Consider the following 21,798-nt stretch of genomic DNA (forward strand, 5'->3'; position numbering starts at 1 on the left):
GCCCAACCGTCACCCAACGAGTAAACCCGACCCCATGCAAAACGAACAGATAAAAAACCGCCTCGCACTCTTCATATCCACAGTCGGCTACAGCGGCTACCTCAAGCCCGCCCCCGGCACCTGGGGATCCCTTGCCGCCATGCTGCTGGCCCCCGCCCTCTTCATGCCCCTCAACATCCCCGGACGGCTGGCCATACTGCTCATAATCCTCGGCATCGGCACATGGGCCGCCACCAGAACCGAACGCATCACCGCCACAAAAGACCCCGGCAGCATCGTCATAGACGAACTGCTCGGCCTCTGGGCCACCTACTGCCTGTTCCCCGAACTGTCACCGTTACTCTACCTGCTCGGCTTCGGCTTTTTCCGACTCTTCGATATCCTCAAGCCATGGCCTGTAAAAAATCTCGAAACAGCCTTTGAAGGCGGACTCGGGGTCATGATCGATGACGTCGCAGCAGGCATCTACGCCGCATTCTGTCTGGGATTGTTTAACTATATCCTGCTGTAGGAAGAGTCTCCGACGGGCCCTTCGGGCGGACCAAAGGGGCGGCCCCCCTTTGGAATCCCTAAGTTGTCAGCGGGGTTGCAGCAGCCGAGTCCATGCGACCGCACAATCCGCGTCCAAGCTGCAACCCCGCTGACAGGAATTTATGTTCTGTGCGTCTTGGCTGACGAACTCCGTTAGCAGAGTTTCATCAAACGGAACTCCTCCATCGCCCACCCTCCCCTTCCAGAACTCCCGATAAACCACGCACTAGCGCATTTTTTGCCTTCTTTTTGCCAAGCATAAAAGAAGGACGGCCAAAAGGCCGAAACCTACACCTAAAGCGAATAGGGTATGCCACCGGCGAGCCCCCTTGGAAACTATGGGATGTCGTTTATGGACACACCCGAGTATGCTCTCTTGAACAATAACCGCGAAAACAGTCAGGACGGCAATCTTTCACACCTCAAAGCAGCGGATTTGTGAAACTATAATCACTCATCGTGCTCAATCGCTTGAAAAGAACATGAAATTAGGAGAATTTACTGAGTAGTAAGCTGGTATTCATCGGTACACTCAACTGGGTCTGTAGCCTATTTCGATTGTAGATGCGGCTAAATATGCATAAGCTGAAACCCATTTTTGCGATGACAAGCAAGCGAGCGCCGATCACATTTGTTGATTCTGTTATGATCACTCTTCACGAATCCAGAAGTCCAGATGCAGATCACTGGAGGTCATGTTGATAAAAAAAATAGTATTCCGGATCGCCATTTTCGCCATCTGCATTCTGGCTTTGGACATCTTTCTGGTAAGCCAGCTTTCCAGACGCCATTTGAACGACCAAAGGGTGGAGACTTCGCTGCAACTTGCCGCATTCAGAGCCCAGCTGGAGAAAGAAATCACGAAGAACTTGCTTCTTGTTCAGGGGACGGCCAATTACATCGCCATTACTCCTGACCTGACTCAGGAAGAGTTTGCCAGATACGCAAAGGGCGTGCTGACCGGAGACAACCTCTTGAAGAATCTCGCAGCTGCGCCCGACTTCGTGATGCGCTTTGTGTACCCGCTGGAAGGCAACCGAAAGATACTCGGGGTTGACTATCGAAATTTGCCAAACCAATGGGCGCAGGCCAGAAAGGCCAGGATGACCAAGGAAATGGTCATTGCAGGCCCCCTTAAATTGCTTCAGGGGGGCACCGGGCTCATTGGGCGCGCTCCGGTTTATCTCGAACCTGAAGGAAAAGCAGAGTTTTGGGGCATTGTTTCCGCGGTTATCGATATTGACAACCTTTTTGACACAGTGAGCATCGACACTTCCAGCCTGGATATCGCGATTCGCGGCGTTGACGGTTTGGGAGAGAGCGGTGCTGTCTTTTTCGGCGATCCACAGCTCTTCACTGCCGAAGATGCTGTGTACATGCCCGTTACGTTTCCGTCTGGAAACTGGGTCATCGCCGCTGTGCCGCGCGGGGGGTGGACAAGCACACCTCCTCTTGCATCTATTGTACACGCTCTTCTAGGCCTGATGTTGGTGGTCGTCAGCGTTGGCTTGTATCGTTCCGTGAAGCGAGATCACACCATCCAGACAATTCAACAAAATTTGAATCAAGCCCAGTACATCGCCCACCTCGGCAGCTGGAGCCTGAATCACTTGGATGGCAATATATGGTGGTCGGATGAAACCTACCGCATTTTTGGAGTGGATGGCGACTCTTTCATCCCCACCCTTGAAAGAGTCATGGATTTGATTCATCCGGAAGACAGACAGGAGGTCCTTGAGGCATTTCAATCGTCTACGGATACATGCGCAGGGTATTCGGTGGATCATCGAATTATCCATCCTGACGGAGAGGTTCGTCACGTTCAGGAGCGCGGTGAAACCGTCTGCGTCGACGGCGGAAAGACCCCGACGCACGCCGTAGGAACCGTTCTTGACGTCACAGAACGAGTACGCGCCGAAGAGGCGCTACGCGCCAGCGAAGAAAAAATGAGGGCTATATCCGAGGCTTCCTACGATGCCATAATTGTTGTGGACGTCAACGACACCATTTCATTTTGGAACCCAGCAGCTGAAGAGATGTTCGGCTGGAAAGCAGAGGAAGTCATAGGCACCCCCCTTCATCCGCTCATTGCCCCAAAGGAATATCATCATCAGATACGTAAAGGCATGGGGGCGTTCGCCAAAACCGGTGAGGGTCCAATTGTAGGATCAGTCATGGAAATGCCTGCAATCCGCAAAAACGGCGAGATTTTTCACGTCGAGCGTTCCGTCACGTCCTTCAAACTGGGAAACTCTTATATGGCTGTGGGCAGCTTGCGTGACGTTACGGAACGCAAGCGACTCGAACAGGAGCTTCGTCACTATGCGGACCGCCTGACTCTGGCTTCAAAAGCAGGAGAAATTGGTGTTTGGGAGTGGAATCTGCAAACCGATTCACTAAGTTGGGATGAACAGATGTTTCGGCTTTACAGTGTGGAGCCCGGTGAATTCAAGGGCGTCTATGAAGCGTGGCAGAGCCGGTTGCATCCTGAAGACCTGCAGGGCGCAGAGCAGTCATTGCAGCAGGCAACCGAGGAGACAGGTTTTTGGGAGTCGGAATTTCGCGTGATCTGGCCCAATGGAGAGGTTCGGTACATCAAGGCGGCAGCATTGACCGAAAAAGATTCGGACGGCAACCCCAAATACTTGATTGGAGTCAACTGGGACGTCACCGAGTCCAGAGAGTTGGAAAAGCAACTGCGTCGCATGGCCACCACGGACGACATGACAAAGCTTCACAACTGTCGTTATTTCATCGAACTGGTTACACGCGAAATAGAGAGAAGCATCCGTTATTCAAGACCTTTTTCAATGATCATGTTCGACGCGGACAAATTCAAGACGATCAATGACACATATGGCCACGATGTGGGGGACATGGTGCTCAAGGCCATCGCTGCGACTGCAAAAGATGTCTTGCGTGATGTGGACATTATCGGACGTATCGGCGGAGAAGAATTCGCCGTCGGACTTCCGGAAACCGATCAAAATGGGGCCATACTGGTGGCAAACCGGCTTCATGCGGCTTTAGAGGAAGCATTTGTGACTCTCCCGGACGGAGGAAAAGTGGATTTCACGGTCAGCCTTGGTCTCGCTGTGCTGGACGACACCGCCACGGACGTGGATGTCCTGCTTAAACATGCTGATCTGGCACTCTACACAGCTAAGGAGAACGGTCGCAACCGATTGGAAATATACACCGCGAGCATGGAATGATTAAGAGAAACCGGAAACAGTTCCTGGATCTGTGGCCATTAACTCTGGTCCAAAAGTGGCACTTTACGACGACTCGATAGTCTCGTGTTTTGACGCCAGCTAGAGCCAAGACCTGCATACACAGGTTGCGGCCTTACCTAATGCAGCTGTTTACCCGAATATTCACTGCCTCATCATCCGACAAACTGCAGAAAATATGGGCATACTGATGCCTATGATCCCACCCGCCTGAGACCTCGGGATATCCTCAGGAATGCCAAGTCATAAAAAAGCCCCGTGCAAACAGCACGGGGCTTTTCATTTCGGGATGTCAGATCAGCTAATAGGAGATCTTGAATTCGTCGCGACGGTTCTTGGCCCATGCGGTTTCGTTATGACCGGGGTCGATGGGGCGTTCTTCGCCGAAGCTGACGATGCTAAGACGTTCGGGTTCCACGCCGAGGATGACGAGATGCTCGAAAGCTGCGCGGGCGCGTTTTTCGCCGAGGGCGAGGTTGTACTCTTCTGTGCCGCGTTCATCGCAATAGCCTTCGATGACCATGGTCATGCCGGGGTATTCCTTCATGAGGCGGGCCTTGATGGCGAGCAGGTCACGGGCCTGCTCAGAGAGCTCATAGGAGTCGAAGGCGAAATGAATCATGAACTGCAGTTCTTCTACGGCCTGCTGTTTCTGGGCTTCGCGAATGGCTGCCTGATCATACTGATCCTCTTCCACTACGGGCGGTTCGGGCTCGGGCTGAACGTCGGGGGTGTCGTCCTCGACTTTCACTTCCGTGGCCCCGGGGGGCACGCTTGAACCGCTTTTGGTGGAGCAACCGGCTCCAACGGTGATTGCGAAACAAAGGATCATCGTCATGATGAGGGTCAGTCTGGTATTCATCTCCACTCCTTGAGCCGGGCCGCTTGTGCGGCGTGAAACATCCTGATTGGGTAATACTTGAATCATTTACCCTTTACTGTGCAAAAATCAACCCCCGGAATAATCCGTTACACTATTGCAACGCTGTATCCCAGGCCGGGGCGAAGGCCGCTCCGGAGCCGGTCTTGATCATTTTGGCCGCGTCTCCGTGTCTTGTGGTCAGATACAGCCGATATTGGCCACTTCTGTTGGACGCGAAGGCAATAAAGTAACCATCCGGCCCGAAAGCTGGATATTCGTCGCTTCCCGGGCCGAAACTGACCTGCCGTTCGCGCGACGTTTCCAGATCGTGCACAAAAATGCGGTGTCCGCTTCCGGTGCGTCGGTTGTAGGCGATGTAGCGTCCGTCGGGACTGAGGCAGGGGTGCGTGTTGTAGGTGCCGTCCAACGTGATACGGCGGATCTTTCCGGTCTGCAGATCCATCATGTAGATATGCGGATTCCCTGCACGACCAGAGGTGAAGACCATGTGCCTGCCGGTGCGGTCAAAGCTGGGGGAAACGTCGATGAACGAGCTCTTAACGAGGGCGCGCTGGGGCTTGAAGGCAGAATCGAGCTTGTAGATATCCGCATGGCCGTGACGGTTGAGGGTCACCGCGAGGCCGCCACCGGGCATGAATTCCGGGCTGATGACGGACTGCCCGAGCTTATCGGTGTACAGCTCGGTCTTGCCGGTATTCTTCTCGTAAACACCGAGGTAATGGCTCTTTTCGCCGATGTGGGTAAAGGCCAGCCTGCTTCCGTCCGGAGACCATGCCGGGCCGAGGTTGAATCCGCCCATGGTGGTGATGCGGGTCAGTTCGCGTCCCTGCGGCAGGACGGTGTAGATTTCCTTACTCTTTCCGAGTTGACGCACGAAGGCCAGCGGGGAATCGAAGAAAGCCTTCTTGCCTGTGAGGGCGTCCACAAACGCCGAACTGAAGCGATCCGCGATATCCACGATATTGTCCTGCGTCACACGGCCATAGGCCTTGCCGATGATCATGCGCCGGCCGAAGGTATCATAAACGCGAACCTCAAGGCCGTTGCTGTTCCAGCCGGAGGTCATGACGAGGTCAATCTTGGCAAGCTGCAGCGGGCGGAAATCGATCTCGGTGGATTTCACTCCGGTGCTGGGGTCGCCCCCAAGGAGCTGATCCATGGGAGTCTCCTCCAGAAACGGGAGGTAGGAAAGGTTGTTCTCCACGGTCTGTTCAAAGGTCTGCGCCATGGGCGGCAGATCGTCCTGCAGTGCTCTGGGCGGCAGAATGACCATGTTTACCTTGCGCTGACCGGGACCGAAGATGTCCACGGTAAGCGTTTCCTGCGCTGTTGCCGCGGCGGCGAGAACCAGTGTCATGGCCAGCGCGGCGCATATGGTGATGAGTCGTTTCATGTCGTCCCTACTGGTTGAGGTCCTGGCTGTTGAAATTGATAACTATGACCTTGTCCTGCTCCCTGCTCGGCGGCTCGACCCGCTCGGTTTCGCGGATGGCTCGCAGGGTGGAATTGTCGAATTCGATATTGCCCGAGCTTTCAAGGATTTCAGATGAAACAATGGTGCCGTCGTCGCCGATGGTAAGCTCTACGCTGGCAAGCAGGTTGGCGTCACCAGCAAAAGACGGATAGCGCCAGTTCTCCTTGATGGCCGAGGCCACGATCATGGCGTAGACTTCGGCCAGCCCGGACCCGGCGCCGCCGGGTGTGCCGCCGTGAGAATAAATCTCGCCGCCCTGCTCCTGCCGGAGTGCGGCGAGTTCGTCGTCGAGTTGAGCCGCGACCTGATCATCCTCGGCCTGAACGCCCTGCTTCACGTCGCTGAGCGCATCGGCAAGCAGTTCATCGGAAGTTTTTTTCGGCTTCGGCTTGGGTTTCGGTTTGGGGGCCGGTTTCGGCTCCGGCTTGGGCTCGGCCTTTTTTTCAGGCTTCTTGAGCGGCTCGGCCTTTTTTTCCGGCTCCGGCTTTTCCTTCTTCTTGACGACGACCTTTTTTTCCTTGGTCTTCTCGCTGATGGGCTTGGCCTCCGGCTTCGGCTCAGGTTTGCGAGCTGGCTTCACAGGCTCGACCGAAGACTGCATCGGCTGCTTTTCAACCTGCATGACAGGTTGGGCCACCTGTTTTGGTTCCGGCTTGGCCGGAGTCGCATCGCTCTTGCTCGGAGACTTTTCGCCGGGCGGGGGCGGAGGCGCGGGCGCGAGCTGCACCAGATCCACCGTGTAGGCAGGACGGTCCAGTTCAAGCTTCCTGTCGGGAACATCAGCCCAGAAGACCACGACCGCCAGAAGCCCCGCGTGCAGCAGGAAAGAAAGAAGAAAGCCGAAATATCTCATGATATGATCACGCAACCCGAAGGGCTAGCGTTTCGTTCCATCCTTCTTTTCCTCGGCCACAATGCCGAGCTTGTCGATGCCCGCAGCCTTGACTTCACCCATCACGTCCACCACCACGCCGTAAGCCACGCTCTTGTCAGCGCGCAGAAAAAGCTGCTTGTTCTGCGAAGCCACCAGACGCTGAAGGAAATCGCCCAGTTCGCCTTCGGGCACTTCGTATTTGTCGAGCATGATGGTCCCGTCGGCCTTGACGCTCAGGACCAGATGATCTTTGTCCTGCGGCAAATTGCGCACGGAACGCGTCTGCGGCAGGTCCACCTCCACCCCCTGCGTCATGAGCGGGGCGGTGACCATGAATATGATGAGCAGAACCAGCATCACGTCCACGAAGGGCGTGACGTTGATTTCCGCAAGGTAGCCGTTTCCGGTCTTGAGAGCCATGACGGCCTCCTATTTGCCGGTCCAGGCGATCTCGCGCTCGGCGCGGTTCAGGAAGGCGCCTGCGAAGTCGATCATGCCGGTTTCCACTTCGGAGAGCTTTCCGAGGAAGAAGTTGTAACCGATGGTGGCCGGGATCGCCACGCCCAGACCGATGGCGGTGGCGATGAGCGCCTCGGAGATGCCCGGGGCCACGGTTGCAAGCGCCGCGGACTGTTGAAGACCGATGGAGTGGAAGGAGTGCATGATGCCCCAGACCGTGCCGAACAGCCCGATGAAGGGCGCGGCATTGGCGCAGGTCGCCAGAAACGGCAGGTTGCGTGTCAGGCGGCGCATTTCGGCGCTGATACCCTGCCGCAGCACGCGGCGCAGCGTGTCCTTGACCAGCATGCGTTTGCGGTCACGATCCAGTTCGGCCTTTTCCAGCTTGCGAAATTCCTTGACCGCCATGGAGCTGACCTTTGCCAGCGGCGAGTTCTTGCCCCCGAGGGTCTTGATCCCGGTGGCGAGGTCTTCGGCGACGATGAAGGACTCGTACCCTGCCAGCACCCTGCGGCGGGCCGAGAGGATGCTGAAGGCTTTGTAAAAGATGATGGTCCAACTCCAAAGGGACATGGCGGCGAGCAGGAGCATGACGCCCTTGACCGCCAGCGTTGCGCCCATGACCATTTGCAGCATGTTGTTTTCGCCAAGAATGTCCATTCCGTTACCCCGTAGGCGTTTGCGGGCCGCGCCCGCGTCCAGTAAGCGGCGGCTACTTCATCAGCCGCTGCACGATTTCCCAAGAATTGCTTTCCGCAGCTTCGATTTCCTGCGGCGTGAGCCCAGCCCCGAGAGCGATGGCGCGACGCATCTCCGGCCCCACGAGATCGCGCGGGGAATGGGCGTCGTTGTCGATCACCAGCTTGGCGCCATGGCGGCGAGCCAGTTCGGCAACCCGTCCGTTGGTGTAGCTGTGACCGCCACGCGTGGTGATTTCGAGATGCACGCCCTTTTCTGCGGCGAGGGCCACTTCCTCTTCGGTGATGAGGCCCGGATGCGCGAGGATGTCCACCCCGGCTTCGATGGCGGCGAGGTTGGTCCCCGGCGCCACGGGTTCCACAATGGTTTCGCCGTGCACCACCACCAGCGAAGCCCCTTCCTCACGGGCCTTGAGCGTCATGTCCGGTATAAGGCTCGGCGGGACGTGGGTGATCTCAACTCCCGCAATGACCGTCATGTCGAAAAAATGGCCGTGCTCCTTGGCGAAGCGGCTCACGTTTTCAATGATGGTCTTGTAGTTACTGAGGTCCGCGTGATCGGTGATGCCCACGGCCTTGTATCCGGCCACCGAGGCTCGGCGAACCAGCTCCGAAGGTATGAGTTCCCCGTCGCTGAACACCGTGTGCATGTGCAGATCGATCATCTCGCCACCTTTCTACATCTTGTATTTGACGTCGTCTTCGTCGAGATTTTCCAGCAGATCCTGCCAGCTGCTCGCTTCGGTGCTCGGCACCACCTTGTCACGCAGGCCATCCATGGGAATGCCCGCCTCGTCCAGCACTTCGGGGGCCGCGCTGATCTCGGCCTCGGTGCGGACGGCCAGCGCCACCGCGTCCGACGGGCGACAGTCGATACGGATGACCTCGTCGGCGCGCTTCACTATCAGCTCGGCAAAAAAGGTCCCTTCCACCATCCTGGTCACTTCAATGCTCTCCAGCTTGCCGCCGAGAGCTTCAAGGGAGTTGATCAGCAGATCGTGCGTCATGGGACGCGGGAACGGGACCTTGTTCAACGCCATGGAAATGGACATGGCCTCCATGGCGCCTATCCAGATGGGAAGGCCGCGCTCGGATGCCTCGTCCTCAAGGATGATGATAGGTGCCTGACCCTTTTCATCGAGTGCCAGTCCGAAAATCTTCATTGCTACCATGGCTCACCGGTCCTTTCCCCCGTCAGGGAGTGCTTTTTGGCCTCGACGATCCGTACGGGAACTATCCTGCCCGTAAGACTCTCGCGCCGACTGGTGAAATTGACAACCCGTCCGGCGGCATCGCGGCCGCGCCACGACACCCCGTCGCCTTCCTGCTTGCGGCTGCGGCCCTCCACGAGGACCTCGGCCGGGAGGCCTACGAGTTTCTTTAGACTTTGTTTAGTAATAGCATTCTGCAATTCCTGCAACCGTTCCAGCCGGGACTGCGCTTCCGTCGGGTCCACCTTGGGTTCCATGTTCACGGACGCGGTGCCCGGGCGGTCGGAATACTTGAAGGAAAAACTGGATTCGAATCCGACGCGCTCCACCATTTCGAGGGTACGCTCAAAATCCTGCTCTGTCTCGCCCGGAAATCCGACGATGAGGTCGGTGGTCAGGCAGATATCGGGCCGGGCCTGACGCAGGCGGTCCACAATGTCCAGATAGCGCTCCATGTCGTACTTGCGGCGCATGGCCTTGAGTACGGCGTCCGACCCGGCCTGCATGGGCAGATGCAGGGACGGGCAGAGGTTGTCGAGTTCTCCGAACGCCTCGATGACTTCGTCGGCGATATCCTTGGGGTGCGATGTGGTGAACCGTAGCCGGTCAATACCCTCAATGGCCGCCACGCGCCGCAGCAGCTCGGCAAAACTGACGTCCACCCCGCCGGAGTCCATGCCGAAGCTGTTGACGTTCTGCCCGAGCAGCGTCAGCTCACGCACGCCGTTGGCGGCAAGGGCGCGACACTCTTCCACCACCGCATCGGGGTGCCGGGACTTCTGTCTGCCACGGGTGTACGGCACTATGCAGTAGGCGCAGAAATTATCACAGCCCTGCATGATGTTCACAAAGGCCTGTCGAGTTTCGGGCAGCGTGGTGCTCTCGTCCACGGCAGCGTCTCGCTCGGGATAGATATCCATGAAATCGAGCAGCTTCACCCGATCCTCCGCCCCCTCGGCGAGTCGCTCAAGCGCATTGGGGGTATTGGCAATGCCATCCGTGCCGAACACGAGCCGCACGAACGGGAACCGGTTGAAAAATTCCGGCCCCACCTGCTGGGCCACACATCCCCCCACGGCGGCGAACATACGCGAATCTCGCTTGGCGTGACGGGCGATGCGCCCAAGCTCGCTGTAAACCTTCTGCTCGGGTTTATCGCGAACGCTGCACGTGTTGAGAATGTACACGGTGGCCTCGTCCTCGGCGGCTTCTTCCCAGCCCCGGGCTTCAAGCGCCCGGGCAAGCCACTGGGAGTCGTGGACATTCATCTGGCAACCAAAAGTAATTATATGAAATTTCATGGCGGTGGTCTGATCCTATGCGAACCTTGAAAGCGTGGAAAGCGCTCCGGTGGAAACTGGTGTTACTTTCCGGTGACGATCACCGGTCACCCGTCCCCTAATCCCTGTCGAGCCATCTGTCCAGAAAGTGCATTACCTTGCGCAAGGCTTCCTCACGGCTGAGGGCCGTATTATCGAAGGACAGCTCGGCCGCCGGGTCCTGCTCGAAGGGGACATCCACGCCGACGACTTCGCCCAGTCCTTCGAAGCCCCTGCCGGTTCGCCGTCTTTCCAGTGCCTTACGGTACAGGTCGGCCTTGACCTTGCCCTGCGGACGCTCCGACTCCCGGCGCATGGCTTCCTCCACGTCACAGCCCACATGGATTTCGGCGAACCAGTCGAGGCGTCCACGGGCCCGCTGCCGAAATGAGATGCGATGCCCTGTCGCGTCCATGATGACGTTGCGCCCACGATCGCAAAGCTCGGCGGCCTCGTCGGCGAACATGGCGTAGGCCTGCCGACGCTCCTGCTCTGTATACTTCGGGTCAGGGAAATACTCTCGGCGGCGGGCGTCCATTTCCAAGTACACCACGTCCAGACCTTGATTGCGAAGGGTTTCAGCCGCGCTGCGAGCCAGCGTGCTCTTTCCGCTGCCCGGCAGCCCCGTAAACCATACGGCCCAGCCAGCCATCCGTCACTCCATGTAGCGGTTCACGTCCGCCCAGTCGAAGGTTTCCTCGTCCAGCACGTTTTCCATAAGGTTGAACAGGCCGCGTCGCACCTCCGGGGCATGATCAGGGTACCACTCGGGCGATGCAATGACGAGAGCCCGGAAGACAATGAACGGGGCCATGACGTCGAACACTTCGGTATCCCCCGTTTCGGAAATGTAGGTCTCGAAATACGTGTCGTACAGTTTCTTGAAGTCGCCCTCCAGCCTGCCGTGGCTGCGGAGACTCCAGAGCAGATAGTTGATGGCCATGGTGCAAAGGTCACCGCCCGGCTCGCCCCATTCGCCGCGGCTGCGATCCAGAACACGGAAATCGCTTCCGTTGACAAGCACGTTCCATGGATGAAAATCCCCGTGCACGGCGCTCAGGCGGTGGTGATACTCCTTGAGCTTCCAACGCCAGCGGACGAGCTTTGCTTCCAGTTCTTCGAACCGGCGCCGGGGAAAGGCCGCGTAGTCCTCGGGATATGCCTCGTCGATGAGACCAAGAATACACTCGTCCGAGCCTATGAGATTTCTGATGCGCCGCCAGTACAGATCGCGGTCCTGCTTCTTTTCGGAGTGGACCCGGGCCAGCCACCGGGCGAAATCCGCGGCAAGATGGAGGTCGCCGTCGGACAATCCTTCTCGGGCGATGCGGTCTAGATCAAGGAAATAGTCATGCCCTTCCAGCTTCTCGTTGACGATGAAGAATTCCTTCAGTCCGCGCACAGGGACAAGCTCTCCAGCCTCATCGACGTATCCCAGCCCGAGCGGACGGACGTGCCGTTCGAGCCGGTCGGAGGTGAAGTACTGGAACATGAGTACGGAGGCGCGATCCCAGAGATACTGGTGGCCGTACTTGTCGCCCTTCATGACGGAGAAGACCGCTTCGCGCTCCTCGCCGTCCAGAGAAAAGCGGACGAGCAGGGGTTTTCCGTAGCCGAAGCCCTTCATCCCCTGCTCGTCCAGATTGCCGAGGTCACCGGCAGCCAGCAGTCTGGCTCCCTGACCAAAAGCCTTTTCAAGATATTGTTCGATCCGGTCCCTGTCGATTCCGTTCATGTCGTCCTCCCCTGGTTTCGAGGAGAACGTCGCGGACTACATGGGGCCGAAGTTCTCCTCATATCGTGCGGCGAACTCATCCGGGGTGTACCGGTGTTCCTGAGTGCCGCTCTGCTCGACGCAGTAGCAGGCTGCCACAGCGCCCATCCTGCACGCGTCTTCGAGACTGCGATTGTCGGCGATGCCCTTGAGCATGCCCGCGCGGAACGCGTCGCCCGCGCCGGTGGGATCCACAACCTTGCCCGCCTTTGCCGCGGGAACTTGAGTTTCCTTACCATCCTCTACCACAGTACAGCCGTTTTCGCCCAGCGTGGTAACCAGGTTGTTCACGCGGGAAAGGATGTCCTCGCGCTGAAGGCCGGTGGCGTTCATGATGAGCTGCAACTCGTAGTCGTTGGTAATCAGGATGTCCGCACCCGTCAGAGCTTCCTTGAGTTCGTCGCCGGTCATGGCGGTAATCTGCTGCCCCGGGTCGAAAATGTAAGGAATGCCGTTGTCGCGGTAGTGCTTGGGGTGAGACTTCATATCCTCCACGCAGCCCGGGGAGATGATGCCCACGGCGTCCGCAGGGTCGATGCGCGAAAGATCGTAGGAGCAGGAGTGCTTCATGGCGCCGGGGTTGAATCCGGTGATCTGATTGTCGCTCATGTCCGTGGTGATGTAGGCACCGGCGGTGAATTCGTGGTCGACTGTGCGGATGCCTTCCACGGAAAGGCCCAGCTCGTTCAGACGTTCGTCGTACTGGGAAAAGTCCTTACCGACCTGACTGAGAATGATGGGTTTTTCGCCCAGCAGCGCCAGCGAGTAGGCGATATTGCCGGCCGTTCCGCCGAATTTTTCCTGCAGCCCGTCCACGAGAAAGCAGACGTTGAGGATGTGAATCTTGTCCGGCAGAATGTGGTCGGAAAACTTGCCGGGGAAGGTCATGATCCGGTCATAGGCCAACGAGCCCGTCAGGTATAAATCCATTGTTCCTCCGTAGATTTTTTGGATGAAGGGACACTACCCCCCGATCCGGAGAAGGTCAACGCACCCCGATTTGCGGGCTATGCGGTCTCTTCGCCGATCCAACGAAGGAATGCCTGATTGCCCCCGGCCACGGGCACGGCCACCACGCAGGGCACCTCGTCGGGGTGCAGGTCCACCACCTTCTGGCTGAGGCGATGCACCAGATCGGACGTGGTCTTGGCGATGACCACGATCTCGTCATCGGTTTCGACCTTGCCTTTCCAGTGGTACATGGATTTCATGCCCGGTATGACGTTGACGCAGGCCGCGAGGCGTTCTTCGATGAGCTTTTCGCCGATGCGCTTGGCATCCTCCATGGACGGAGCGGTGATGTATACGAGAGATTGGGACATTTCGGTTACTCCTTGCATACTTCGTGTCGATTTATGACGGGGATAATACACGATCCGGCAGCGCATGCAACGAATGCGCACACTTGTCTAGCGCGCCCGGCGGTGCTACTTGAAGCTTCCGCATAAGGAGATACCCGTCGTGAAAAAGAAGGAAAAAGCTCTCGAAATCCACGCGCGCCTTGAGCGCCGCTATCCCGAACCGGAACCGGCGCTGGACTGGACGGATGCGTGGCAGCTGCTTGTGGCCACCGTTCTGGCCGCCCAGTGCACGGACGAACGCGTCAACAAGGTCACCCCGCACCTGTTTGAGCGCTGGCCGGATATCCCGTCCGTGGCACGGGCCGATGTGACAGAACTCGAAGAAGCGGTGCGCTCCACCGGTTTTTTCCGCAACAAAGCCAAGAACCTCAAGGCCGCAGCCACCAGAATCGTCGAGGAATACGACGGCGAGGTGCCCCGGACCATGGCGGATCTGATCACGCTGCCCGGCGTGGCGCGCAAGACCGCGAACATCGTGCTTTCCAACGCCTTCGACATCCACGAAGGTGTGGCCGTTGACACGCACGTCAAGCGCCTCAGTTATAGGCTCGGCCTCACGACGCATACCGATCCCGTGCGCATCGAAAAAGATCTCATGCAGCTCTATCCCAATAAGATGTGGGGGGAGATCAATCATTTTCTCGTCTACTTCGGCCGCGAGGTCTGCAACGCCCGCAAGCCGAAATGCCCAATCTGCGAACTTAGCGACATCTGCCCGAAAAAGGGCGTGGAACAGGGAGCCACATAAATGAACAAGCCCGGAACCTTCACCGTCCACAAAAAGGACGGTTCCGCAAGAAGAGGAACGCTCGTCACCGCCCACGGCGAGATTCCCACCCCCATATTCATGCCCGTGGGCACGCAGGGGACGGTCAAAAGCCTGAGCCCCGGTGATCTGGTGGAGATGGACGCCAAGATCATCCTCGGCAACACCTACCACCTCTACCTCCGACCCGGCGATGACTTGCTGGCGCGCCACGGCGGCCTGCACGGTTTCTCCAGCTGGGACCGTCCCATCCTCACGGACTCCGGCGGCTTTCAGGTCTTCAGCCTCGAAGGCATCCGTAAGCTCTCGGAAAAAGGCGTGGAATTCCGGTCCTATCTCGACGGCTCCAAGCACTTCTTCAGCCCGGAAAAGGTCATCGACATCCAGAAAAACATCGGCTCCGACATCATGATGGTGCTGGACGAATGCGTGGGCTTCAAACATGACCGGGCTTACACCGAGAAGTCGCTTGAGATGACCACCCGCTGGGCCAAACGCTGCCGAGACCACTATCCCGTCGGCAGCGGCGACCAGCTCATGTTCGGCATCATTCAGGGCGGCTTCCACAAGGACCTGCGCGAACGCAGCCTTGAACAGCTGCGCGACATTCCCTTCGAAGGTTTCGCCATCGGCGGATTGTCCGTGGGAGAACCCATCCCCATGATGTACGATCTGGTACATCATCTGGCGCCGCTCATGCCGCAGGACAAGCCGCGCTATCTCATGGGCGTCGGTACCCCGCTCGACCTGCTTGAAGGCGTGAGCGCGGGCGTTGACATGTTCGACTGCGTGCTGCCCACCCGAAACGCCAGAAACGGCACGCTCTTCACATCGCAGGGCAAGATCAACATCAAGAAGGCCACCCATCGCGAGGACGACTCCCCGGTGGATCCGGAGTGCACCTGCTACACCTGCCGCAACTTCTCGCGTGCCTATCTGCGTCACCTCTACCATGCGCGGGAGCTGCTCTCCTATCGCCTGAACACGTATCACAACGTGCACTTCTATCTGAACCTCATGCGCGAGGTGCGCGAGAGCATCGAGAACGGCACATTCAAACAGCTCAAGGCCCGCTACGAAGCGGCGTACGGCAAGTAGGCGGATATGCGGCGCATCGTGGACTGGTTGCTCAGGGCTCTTGGAATCGTCACGCTCGCGGCAGTGGTCGCGGGCGCGACGGGTTTCCTCCTCATGGGCCACTGGCTCCAGCTCGACGAAAAACCGCGCAAGGCCGATTACATCGTACCGCTGGCCGGAGACTACATCCGGCTGATGCAGGCCGCAGACCTTTACAAGAAGGGATACGCCCCCACCATCCTGCTCAGCGATGCGGCCGAATGGCCCAAAACGCGACTGGACAAGCTCAAATTCTCCATGGGCTGGCCGCGCATGGGCCACCTTGAGTTCTGCTGGGCGGTGCTGAAAGAAATGGGAATCTCACCGCAAAACACGGATGTGTTCGGTGACGGACACATCAGCACCGTGGAAGAGGCCGAGGCCCTTCGCGCCTACCTGAACGGTCAGGACGCCACGTTACTCGTGGTGACCTCCCCGTATCACGCAAGACGCGCGCAGATCATTCTCGAAGACGTGCTGCCGAACTGCGAAATCATCATGACGGTCACTCCGGAAGGATCGTTTCCCGAAAAATGGTGGACGGATCAGCGTTCGGCACAGGACATCGTCATGGAAGCGGCCAAGCTCGTGCACTACTGGCTTGGCGGGGCCTTCCGCTCCGACGAAGCCGCTGCTCACTGAGCCACTTCGGCTGCCTTCTCACCGGCCGCATCTTCTGCCTTAACATCTTCCCGCTTCGGTGGACGCCGCTCCATGGCGGGCGCCATTTTTTCCGCGCACTCGGCAAGCGTAAGGTTGTGCTCGCTTTCGCGCACGGCGTTGCCCAATGATGAGAACAACTCACCGACAAAGCTGAAGTGACCGGAAAAACTGCTTCCCGTCCGCTGCCCGGCATCGGTGTTCACGATGCGCACCACTTCATCCACGCGAATACCGTCGAGTCGTCGAGCCGGGCCATAGACTTCGCAATCACCGCGTTGCACGGGCACGAGCAGTCCGGCCTCGATGAAAAGGTCTCCCAATTCCTCCACCAGCGGCAACGGAGCCAGCAGATGGTCCGAAACATCTTCGGCACACGGCAACGGCTCGCCGCTCTCAAAACGCTTCACGATCATGGANAGCATGACCAACGCAATCTTCTGTCGCTCGACAGGACTGGCCTTGCCGAAATATCGCTGCTTCACGAAAGTCCCGACGTTCTGCCATGCGTAGCTCACCTCGGCGCCAAGCAGCACGATAACCCAGCTGATGTAGAGCCACATGAGCAGCAGCGGAAACTGGGCGAAACTGCCGTAAATGGCGTTGTACTTGGCCGCACCGATCTGCCAGTTGATGTAGACCCACTGTGCGCTCTGCCACAACACCGCGCCCACGAGACCGCCGAGCAGCGCGCTGGACATCCTGACCTTGGTAAACGGCACGAAGGCGTACATGAACGCAAAGGCGATGAGTATGAACAGGAGCGGAGCCAGCTTGAGCAGTCCGGCCTCTAGGTAGCTGATGGCGGATATTGAAAGCAGCCCCTGAATCACGTCCTGCTTTTGCAGACTGACGTTGAAGCTTGAGGCGACCAGCAGGAAGATCGGGCAAATGAGAATGACCGGGAAAAAATCCGCCACCTTGCGCCACGGCGTACGGCCCTTCTCGACGCGCCAGATGGTATTGAAGGCCTTCTCGATGGTGCCGATGAGTGAAAAAACCGTGAACAGGAGCGTCGCCACGCCCACCCAGCCAAGCGTCTGCACGTTGGTGTTGTTGATGTAACCGATGATCTTGTCCACCACCTCGACCTTGCCGGTGGTCACGCGCATGAGCATTTCGCGAATAAAGCCCGCGTTCTGCAAACCGAATCCCTTGGAAATGGAAAACGCCACGGCCAGAAACGGCACGAAGGACAGGATGGTCGTGAACGTCAGCGCAGCAGCGCGGATGATGCACTGATCCTTGAAAAAGCTATGGAAAACGAGGTAGGTGCACCGCATCACAAGACGTATCTTGCGAAGCAGCCATGGCTCATCGCCGCTCTCCCTCTCCCACAGCCCGGTGGTGAGATGTTTGCGAAGGCCTTTGGTCTTTCGGACTATTTCCACATTCATCTAAGACTCCGGTGAATTTGCGGCCATGATATACGCCCTGCGGCAACGCGGCAAGATCAGAAGAAAAATAGATCGCGCAGGAACTTGAAAGACTTCTTCGGCAAACCGAGGATGTTGCGCACCGTGTCGGTGAGCATGGTTTCGGGCGGCATGGAAACCTTGGGGTCAGACAGCTTGCCTTCCAACTTGACCGTGATCCCCGGAACCGCCACGAACGTGGCCTTGATTGCAAGTTCGATGCGGTCTTCGGCCAGATCGAACCAGCCATCGCCATCGGCTGTCATGACAGGCGACTGGACCAGAAACGTCTTGGTGCTGAAGACACCCTTGTTCACATCGAGCAGAATCTTGCCATTGTTGAAACTCGTTCTGGCGTTCTCCCGCTTCTCACTGTCCCAGCCGGAAAATTTATAGGACCCGTCGCGAATGTTCGTAGCCAGAGTTCCCTTGAGGGTACGCAGAATCTGTTCATCGGTAAGCCCGTGTCCGGACAGGTCGGCCTCCAGCCAGCTCTGCCCGGCAACATAACTCTTGCCCGCTATATCCCGCATGAAGGGTGCGCCTTCAAAATTCTTGAGGACCACGTTCACATGGGTGGTGACCTCGTCGTCCCCCACTCTGGCCGCCCACGAACCATTCAGTCGTCCTCCATAGAAGCCTCCGCTGGCTCTCTTGATGCGGATATTGCCGTCCCATGAATCTATATCCACCTCGGCCGGAGCGATAAGCGCATCGCAGAACTTCACCGAGTCCGCCACAACCCGACCGCGAACATTGATGTGTTTCAATGAATCAAGAGGCATGACCGTTGGCTCATCCTCCGGTAGCTCACGGTTGCGGTAGTCCCGTGGGTCAATCTCCCGCTCATGCGCAAAATACTGGTCAACATCCACATCACCGCCCTTGAGCGCCACCTCGAACCCGTTCTCCAGAATGGAAGGCACGACGATGGTTCCAGCCACAGTGGCACCATCGAAAACGCCGTCGAGCTTCGTGAGCTTGGCCCGCAGGCCGTTGAGGGTGAAGTTCCCTGCCAGCCGCGCAGCAGTCAGGGCTGTGGGCTTCTGAAAGCGAATGAGCTCAATGCCGTACAATTCAAGAGTGCGTTTCAGGTTGAAGTCCCGGATGTCAAAGGAGCCTTGCGCCGTTCGCTTCTCGTCGAAAGGATGCTGAACCGAACCGTCCAGCCTCACGGTCGCCCCCATGGCCTTGACCTCAAAGGAGCGCACGCCGATACGGTCTTTCCGGGAGTCCCAGTCGAAACGTCCCTTCAGGACGCCACGTTTCTTTCCTGGCATGAGGAATCCGCCCAAGCGGGTGGATGCCGAAAGGTTCGGCAATACGAGATACTCCAACTCCGGCCCGAGGAGCACCGGACCGGAAAGCCTCGCATCCCCTTCAAGCCTTGGGGAGTCCAGACCACCGCGCACTCTGAGGCTCATCTCGTACGGGAATTCGGCACCGTCTGCGCGTTTCGGCTTGAGGGAACAGTCCACACTCATGGGACCGAACTCCATAGGCTCGCCCTCACTCGCGCGCAAGGTCATGGCAGACCATGAGGTCGAGACCTCAGCCTGCATCCCCCTGAGCCCAAGGATGGAGCGGGCTGTTGGCGGGCAGTCCCGATGGGATAGCGTGACATGCGCCTTGGCAGAGATTTTCCCTTCAGGGTCAAGCGACTTAAAATCATGCAAAGCATCGACGTCAAGGTCATCACCATGCGCATGCAACTGCAGTGAAAGCGTCGGATTCCCGGTAACTTCATTGGTGCCCACCACGGCGTCGAGCGATGCATCAAGCTGTCCGGAAGCAAACGCGCCGGCCGTCACGGCCTGCACGTGACCATCGGAAGCCTTGAGCGTCCCTTTCAACGAAGAAAAGTCACGGCCCTTGATGCGCAGAGAGTCGGCCTTGAGCGTCCCGGATGCATTCAGGCTTCGGAAAAAAGCAAGCCCGAAATCACCCCACTTCCAGGGTTCGCCGGAGAGGAAAAGCGGCAGGTAGAGGTCCAGATCAACATCGCCCGCCTCAAGAGAAAATGTAGAGGCACCTCGGAAAACATGTTCGGCCTTGCCTGCCACCTTCATGCCGTCGAGGTCGGCGTCGAGGCCGTGAAATGCCACGCTTTCCGAATTGCCTTTTATGTTCGCCTTCAGGCTCATGCGCCTAAGCCCGTCAGTCTTCGAGAGGTCGAAGTCCGGAGCCAGCTTCGACAACAGCTTGGCCGGACTGAAGGTGTGCAGAAAAATCCGGCCACTGTACGAGGGTGAATCAAGAGGCTTGGACACGTTCAGGTTGCCGGACATCCGCATGTCAAATACGGAAAACTCCAAACGGCTGATGACGAGGTTTTTGGCTGCCGGGTCCATATCCAACGCAAAAGTCATCCGTGCCGACTCGCCAGTTGGAAGAATTCCTCCCTTTGCCACGAGGTCCACAACGGAATCCCTGAGCAGTTCCGTATGCGCCTTGTCGCCCCCTAGGGCAGTATCAATCTTGCCCTTGATGGTGGTCTCGACGGTCATGTCCTCAAAACCGAATGAGCCGGCAATATCGTAGGCGAGCATCCCGCCGGGAACGTATTTCCCGGTCTTGATCCGCAAGCCCTCGACATGAAATTCCCTGCCGCTGACGCGGTCCTCGATCACCACGTCCGCATCCCTGACGGTAACTCCGCGGATACTGACAAGACGAAAGTCGAAGAACCGGTCATCCGCCGCGTCTTCCAAATCCTGACCCTGCTCAGGGGCGATATGCTCCCAGTTGCCCGCACGCTCAGCGTCGCGGATCATATTCAGGTCCACGTGGTCCGCTTCAACAGTGTCCACTTCGACCTCACCCTGCAACAGCGGCAACAGGCGCACCCTGAACATAAGCCTGCCGAACGTAGCGAGATCCCCGTCGAACTGCGGCAGGTTCTTGACCCGCACTTCTTCGACAGCCACGCCGAGCCATGGGTAGAACATGAGATCCACCGCGCCTTCAATGGTAGTCTCGCGTCGCACGAGGTTGCCGAGGACCTCTTCCATCTCCGTACGGAACGCCTGGCTGTTGAGCCAGCCGCTGACGCGCCATGCGCCCGCTCCAAGAAGGAGAAGTGCCAGCAGCAGGGCCATGGATGTTATGCGCAGTAACCGTTTCATGTGGGGTATTCCGGAAAAAGGTCCCTACCGTTTCATAAAGACGGAGCAACCGAGGGGGCGTCCCGTTTCTTCGGCGACGCGCTCGCACTTGGCCTTGAAAGCGAAGAAGACATCCTCCCAGCGGTCGAAAAGCGCCTCGAAGTTGCCCTGCCCCTTGCTGAGAATGACATCGGCTCTGCGCATCTTGTACAGGAAGTCGGGGCTGCAACGCTCAAGCACGGTGCCGGGGGTGTCTACCCCGCTCTCTACCACTTCGCAGCGTTCGGTCATGCCGACCATGCGTGCATCGGCCAGAAGCGCATCATTGAGGACGGGCTTGGAGCGCACGGCATAGGTCACGCGGCATCCGACCTGCTTGAGGCGATCCACCAACAGAGTATCCAGGGCAATCTCTCCGGCGTTGTCCCCGAGGATGAGCACGCTGGCTCCATCCACGCAGCGACTGGCGAAGTCACGCACCTGCGTATCGTCGATACTGCTTTCGAGGCAGGCAAGTTCTTCGCGCCAGTCAAAGGCGTGGTCCAGTCCACGATCTATGTAATTACCTATGATGGCGGCCTCAAGCGCCGTGGCCAAGGGATTCTCGGACGTATCCACCAGACGCTTCACATCGGGCAGCACCTCCATCACCCGCCTGTTGGAGTCCACCTTGTCCTTCGCGAAGACATCACCGCAACCGGTCTCCGTCAACACCAGCTCATTGAGCATACTGGCAACTGACGGCGGACACAGCTCGAAATCAAGTTCAGGAAGCATGGCCGACCATTTGCGCACGATTCGTTCATGAATATCCGGACGGTCCGGAGCGGCGATGCGCGCGCCCGCCACCGCCATACGCATAAAGCACGGCATGCAGTCTATGGATGTCAGCAAATGTCTTTCTCCTGTCTCAGCAGGAT

General features: G+C 58.0%; 20 protein-coding genes. 5 read left to right on the forward strand and 15 right to left on the reverse strand.

Annotated elements, in window-relative coordinates; translation table 11 throughout:
• Positions 1 to 34: 34 nt before the first annotated feature.
• Positions 35 to 511, forward strand: coding sequence for a phosphatidylglycerophosphatase A family protein (locus B149_RS0104185; RefSeq protein ID WP_018123912.1), 477 nt, complete (start codon positions 35 to 37; stop codon positions 509 to 511).
• 715 nt (positions 512 to 1,226) lie between these two features.
• The gene (locus tag B149_RS0104190; RefSeq protein WP_018123913.1) at positions 1,227 to 3,746 is read left to right on the forward strand and encodes a diguanylate cyclase; all 2,520 of its coding nucleotides are present in this window, start codon (positions 1,227 to 1,229) and stop codon (positions 3,744 to 3,746) included.
• A gap of 319 nt (positions 3,747 to 4,065) precedes the next feature.
• On the opposite strand, the gene pal is transcribed toward B149_RS0104190, so the two are convergent.
• The 12 genes from pal to cutA all read right to left on the reverse strand — a co-directional run bounded on the left by pal (position 4,066) and on the right by cutA (position 13,778).
• Positions 4,066 to 4,626: a peptidoglycan-associated lipoprotein Pal gene (gene pal / locus B149_RS0104195; protein WP_018123914.1), complete on the reverse strand. Its 561-nt coding sequence runs from the start codon at positions 4,624 to 4,626 to the stop codon at positions 4,066 to 4,068.
• A 112-nt stretch (positions 4,627 to 4,738) separates the two neighbouring features.
• Entirely contained in the window at positions 4,739 to 6,040 is a 1,302-nt protein-coding gene (locus B149_RS0104200; protein ID WP_018123915.1) for a PD40 domain-containing protein, read from the reverse strand.
• Between the two features lie 7 nt (positions 6,041 to 6,047).
• Positions 6,048 to 6,974, reverse strand: coding sequence for a TonB family protein (locus B149_RS0104205; RefSeq protein WP_083909156.1), 927 nt, complete (start codon positions 6,972 to 6,974; stop codon positions 6,048 to 6,050).
• Between the two features lie 24 nt (positions 6,975 to 6,998).
• Positions 6,999 to 7,415, reverse strand: coding sequence for a protein TolR (gene tolR, locus B149_RS0104210; protein WP_018123917.1), 417 nt, complete (start codon positions 7,413 to 7,415; stop codon positions 6,999 to 7,001).
• 9 nt (positions 7,416 to 7,424) lie between these two features.
• Positions 7,425 to 8,114, reverse strand: coding sequence for a MotA/TolQ/ExbB proton channel family protein (locus B149_RS0104215; protein ID WP_018123918.1), 690 nt, complete (start codon positions 8,112 to 8,114; stop codon positions 7,425 to 7,427).
• A 52-nt stretch (positions 8,115 to 8,166) separates the two neighbouring features.
• A complete protein-coding gene (locus tag B149_RS0104220; protein ID WP_018123919.1) occupies positions 8,167 to 8,817 on the reverse strand; it encodes a histidinol phosphate phosphatase domain-containing protein in 651 nt (216 codons plus the stop codon).
• 12 nt (positions 8,818 to 8,829) lie between these two features.
• Positions 8,830 to 9,324 (reverse strand): bifunctional nuclease family protein, encoded by a 495-nt coding sequence (locus B149_RS0104225; protein ID WP_026167443.1) that lies wholly within the window; start codon positions 9,322 to 9,324, stop codon positions 8,830 to 8,832.
• Positions 9,318 to 10,664 (reverse strand): tRNA (N6-isopentenyl adenosine(37)-C2)-methylthiotransferase MiaB, encoded by a 1,347-nt coding sequence (miaB, locus tag B149_RS0104230; protein WP_026167444.1) that lies wholly within the window; start codon positions 10,662 to 10,664, stop codon positions 9,318 to 9,320. Before miaB ends, B149_RS0104225 begins: the two co-directional genes overlap by 7 nt.
• A 97-nt stretch (positions 10,665 to 10,761) precedes the next feature.
• Complete coding sequence (locus B149_RS0104235; RefSeq protein ID WP_018123922.1) at positions 10,762 to 11,334, reverse strand: adenylyl-sulfate kinase; 573 nt, start codon at positions 11,332 to 11,334, stop codon at positions 10,762 to 10,764.
• Positions 11,335 to 11,337: 3 nt separating this feature from the next.
• On the reverse strand, positions 11,338 to 12,417 hold the full coding sequence (locus tag B149_RS0104240) for a phosphotransferase family protein (protein ID WP_018123923.1): 1,080 nt from the start codon (positions 12,415 to 12,417) through the stop codon (positions 11,338 to 11,340).
• 36 nt (positions 12,418 to 12,453) lie between these two features.
• The gene (locus tag B149_RS0104245) at positions 12,454 to 13,386 is read right to left on the reverse strand and encodes a carbohydrate kinase family protein (RefSeq protein WP_018123924.1); all 933 of its coding nucleotides are present in this window, start codon (positions 13,384 to 13,386) and stop codon (positions 12,454 to 12,456) included.
• 77 nt (positions 13,387 to 13,463) lie between these two features.
• A complete protein-coding gene (cutA, locus tag B149_RS0104250; RefSeq protein WP_018123925.1) occupies positions 13,464 to 13,778 on the reverse strand; it encodes a divalent-cation tolerance protein CutA in 315 nt (104 codons plus the stop codon).
• A 139-nt stretch (positions 13,779 to 13,917) separates the two neighbouring features.
• On the opposite strand from cutA, the gene nth reads away from it, so the two are divergent.
• The 3 genes from nth to B149_RS0104265 are packed head-to-tail and all read left to right on the forward strand — an operon-like array spanning position 13,918 to position 16,341.
• A complete protein-coding gene (gene nth, locus B149_RS0104255; RefSeq protein WP_018123926.1) occupies positions 13,918 to 14,565 on the forward strand; it encodes an endonuclease III in 648 nt (215 codons plus the stop codon).
• Positions 14,566 to 15,681 (forward strand): tRNA guanosine(34) transglycosylase Tgt, encoded by a 1,116-nt coding sequence (gene tgt / locus B149_RS0104260; RefSeq protein ID WP_018123927.1) that lies wholly within the window; start codon positions 14,566 to 14,568, stop codon positions 15,679 to 15,681.
• 6 nt (positions 15,682 to 15,687) lie between these two features.
• Entirely contained in the window at positions 15,688 to 16,341 is a 654-nt protein-coding gene (locus tag B149_RS0104265) for a YdcF family protein (protein ID WP_018123928.1), read from the forward strand.
• Here B149_RS0104265 and B149_RS0104270 read toward each other — a convergent pair.
• Genes B149_RS0104270 through B149_RS0104280 form a run of 3 tightly spaced genes read right to left on the reverse strand, consistent with a single transcriptional unit; the run spans position 16,335 to position 21,772 of the window.
• On the reverse strand, positions 16,335 to 17,756 hold the full coding sequence (locus tag B149_RS0104270) for a YihY/virulence factor BrkB family protein (protein ID WP_018123929.1): 1,422 nt from the start codon (positions 17,754 to 17,756) through the stop codon (positions 16,335 to 16,337). The two genes, B149_RS0104265 and B149_RS0104270, sit on opposite strands and share 7 nt — an antisense overlap.
• Before the next feature lie 56 nt (positions 17,757 to 17,812).
• On the reverse strand, positions 17,813 to 20,899 hold the full coding sequence (locus tag B149_RS0104275) for an AsmA family protein (protein WP_026167445.1): 3,087 nt from the start codon (positions 20,897 to 20,899) through the stop codon (positions 17,813 to 17,815).
• A gap of 24 nt (positions 20,900 to 20,923) precedes the next feature.
• Positions 20,924 to 21,772 (reverse strand): damage-control phosphatase ARMT1 family protein, encoded by an 849-nt coding sequence (locus B149_RS0104280; RefSeq protein ID WP_018123931.1) that lies wholly within the window; start codon positions 21,770 to 21,772, stop codon positions 20,924 to 20,926.
• Positions 21,773 to 21,798 lie beyond the last annotated feature (26 nt).

It is taken from the genome of Desulfovibrio oxyclinae DSM 11498, assembly GCF_000375485.1.
GTDB classification, from domain to species: Bacteria; Desulfobacterota; Desulfovibrionia; order Desulfovibrionales; family Desulfovibrionaceae; genus Pseudodesulfovibrio; species Pseudodesulfovibrio oxyclinae.

What these genes read in the sequence shown, in the direction of transcription:
- B149_RS0104185 (WP_018123912.1), top strand. Translation starts at nt 35, where the DNA reads ATGCAAAACGAACAGATAAAAAACCGCCTCGCACTCTTCATATCCACA.
- B149_RS0104190 (WP_018123913.1), top strand. Translation starts at nt 1,227, where the DNA reads ATGTTGATAAAAAAAATAGTATTCCGGATCGCCATTTTCGCCATCTGC.
- pal (WP_018123914.1), bottom strand. Translation starts at nt 4,626, where the DNA reads ATGAATACCAGACTGACCCTCATCATGACGATGATCCTTTGTTTCGCA.
- B149_RS0104200 (WP_018123915.1), bottom strand. Translation starts at nt 6,040, where the DNA reads ATGAAACGACTCATCACCATATGCGCCGCGCTGGCCATGACACTGGTT.
- B149_RS0104205 (WP_083909156.1), bottom strand. Translation starts at nt 6,974, where the DNA reads ATGAGATATTTCGGCTTTCTTCTTTCTTTCCTGCTGCACGCGGGGCTT.
- tolR (WP_018123917.1), bottom strand. Translation starts at nt 7,415, where the DNA reads ATGGCTCTCAAGACCGGAAACGGCTACCTTGCGGAAATCAACGTCACG.
- B149_RS0104215 (WP_018123918.1), bottom strand. Translation starts at nt 8,114, where the DNA reads ATGGACATTCTTGGCGAAAACAACATGCTGCAAATGGTCATGGGCGCA.
- B149_RS0104220 (WP_018123919.1), bottom strand. Translation starts at nt 8,817, where the DNA reads ATGATCGATCTGCACATGCACACGGTGTTCAGCGACGGGGAACTCATA.
- B149_RS0104225 (WP_026167443.1), bottom strand. Translation starts at nt 9,324, where the DNA reads ATGGTAGCAATGAAGATTTTCGGACTGGCACTCGATGAAAAGGGTCAG.
- miaB (WP_026167444.1), bottom strand. Translation starts at nt 10,664, where the DNA reads ATGAAATTTCATATAATTACTTTTGGTTGCCAGATGAATGTCCACGAC.
- B149_RS0104235 (WP_018123922.1), bottom strand. Translation starts at nt 11,334, where the DNA reads ATGGCTGGCTGGGCCGTATGGTTTACGGGGCTGCCGGGCAGCGGAAAG.
- B149_RS0104240 (WP_018123923.1), bottom strand. Translation starts at nt 12,417, where the DNA reads ATGAACGGAATCGACAGGGACCGGATCGAACAATATCTTGAAAAGGCT.
- B149_RS0104245 (WP_018123924.1), bottom strand. Translation starts at nt 13,386, where the DNA reads ATGGATTTATACCTGACGGGCTCGTTGGCCTATGACCGGATCATGACC.
- cutA (WP_018123925.1), bottom strand. Translation starts at nt 13,778, where the DNA reads ATGTCCCAATCTCTCGTATACATCACCGCTCCGTCCATGGAGGATGCC.
- tgt (WP_018123927.1), top strand. Translation starts at nt 14,566, where the DNA reads ATGAACAAGCCCGGAACCTTCACCGTCCACAAAAAGGACGGTTCCGCA.
- B149_RS0104265 (WP_018123928.1), top strand. Translation starts at nt 15,688, where the DNA reads ATGCGGCGCATCGTGGACTGGTTGCTCAGGGCTCTTGGAATCGTCACG.
- B149_RS0104275 (WP_026167445.1), bottom strand. Translation starts at nt 20,899, where the DNA reads ATGAAACGGTTACTGCGCATAACATCCATGGCCCTGCTGCTGGCACTT.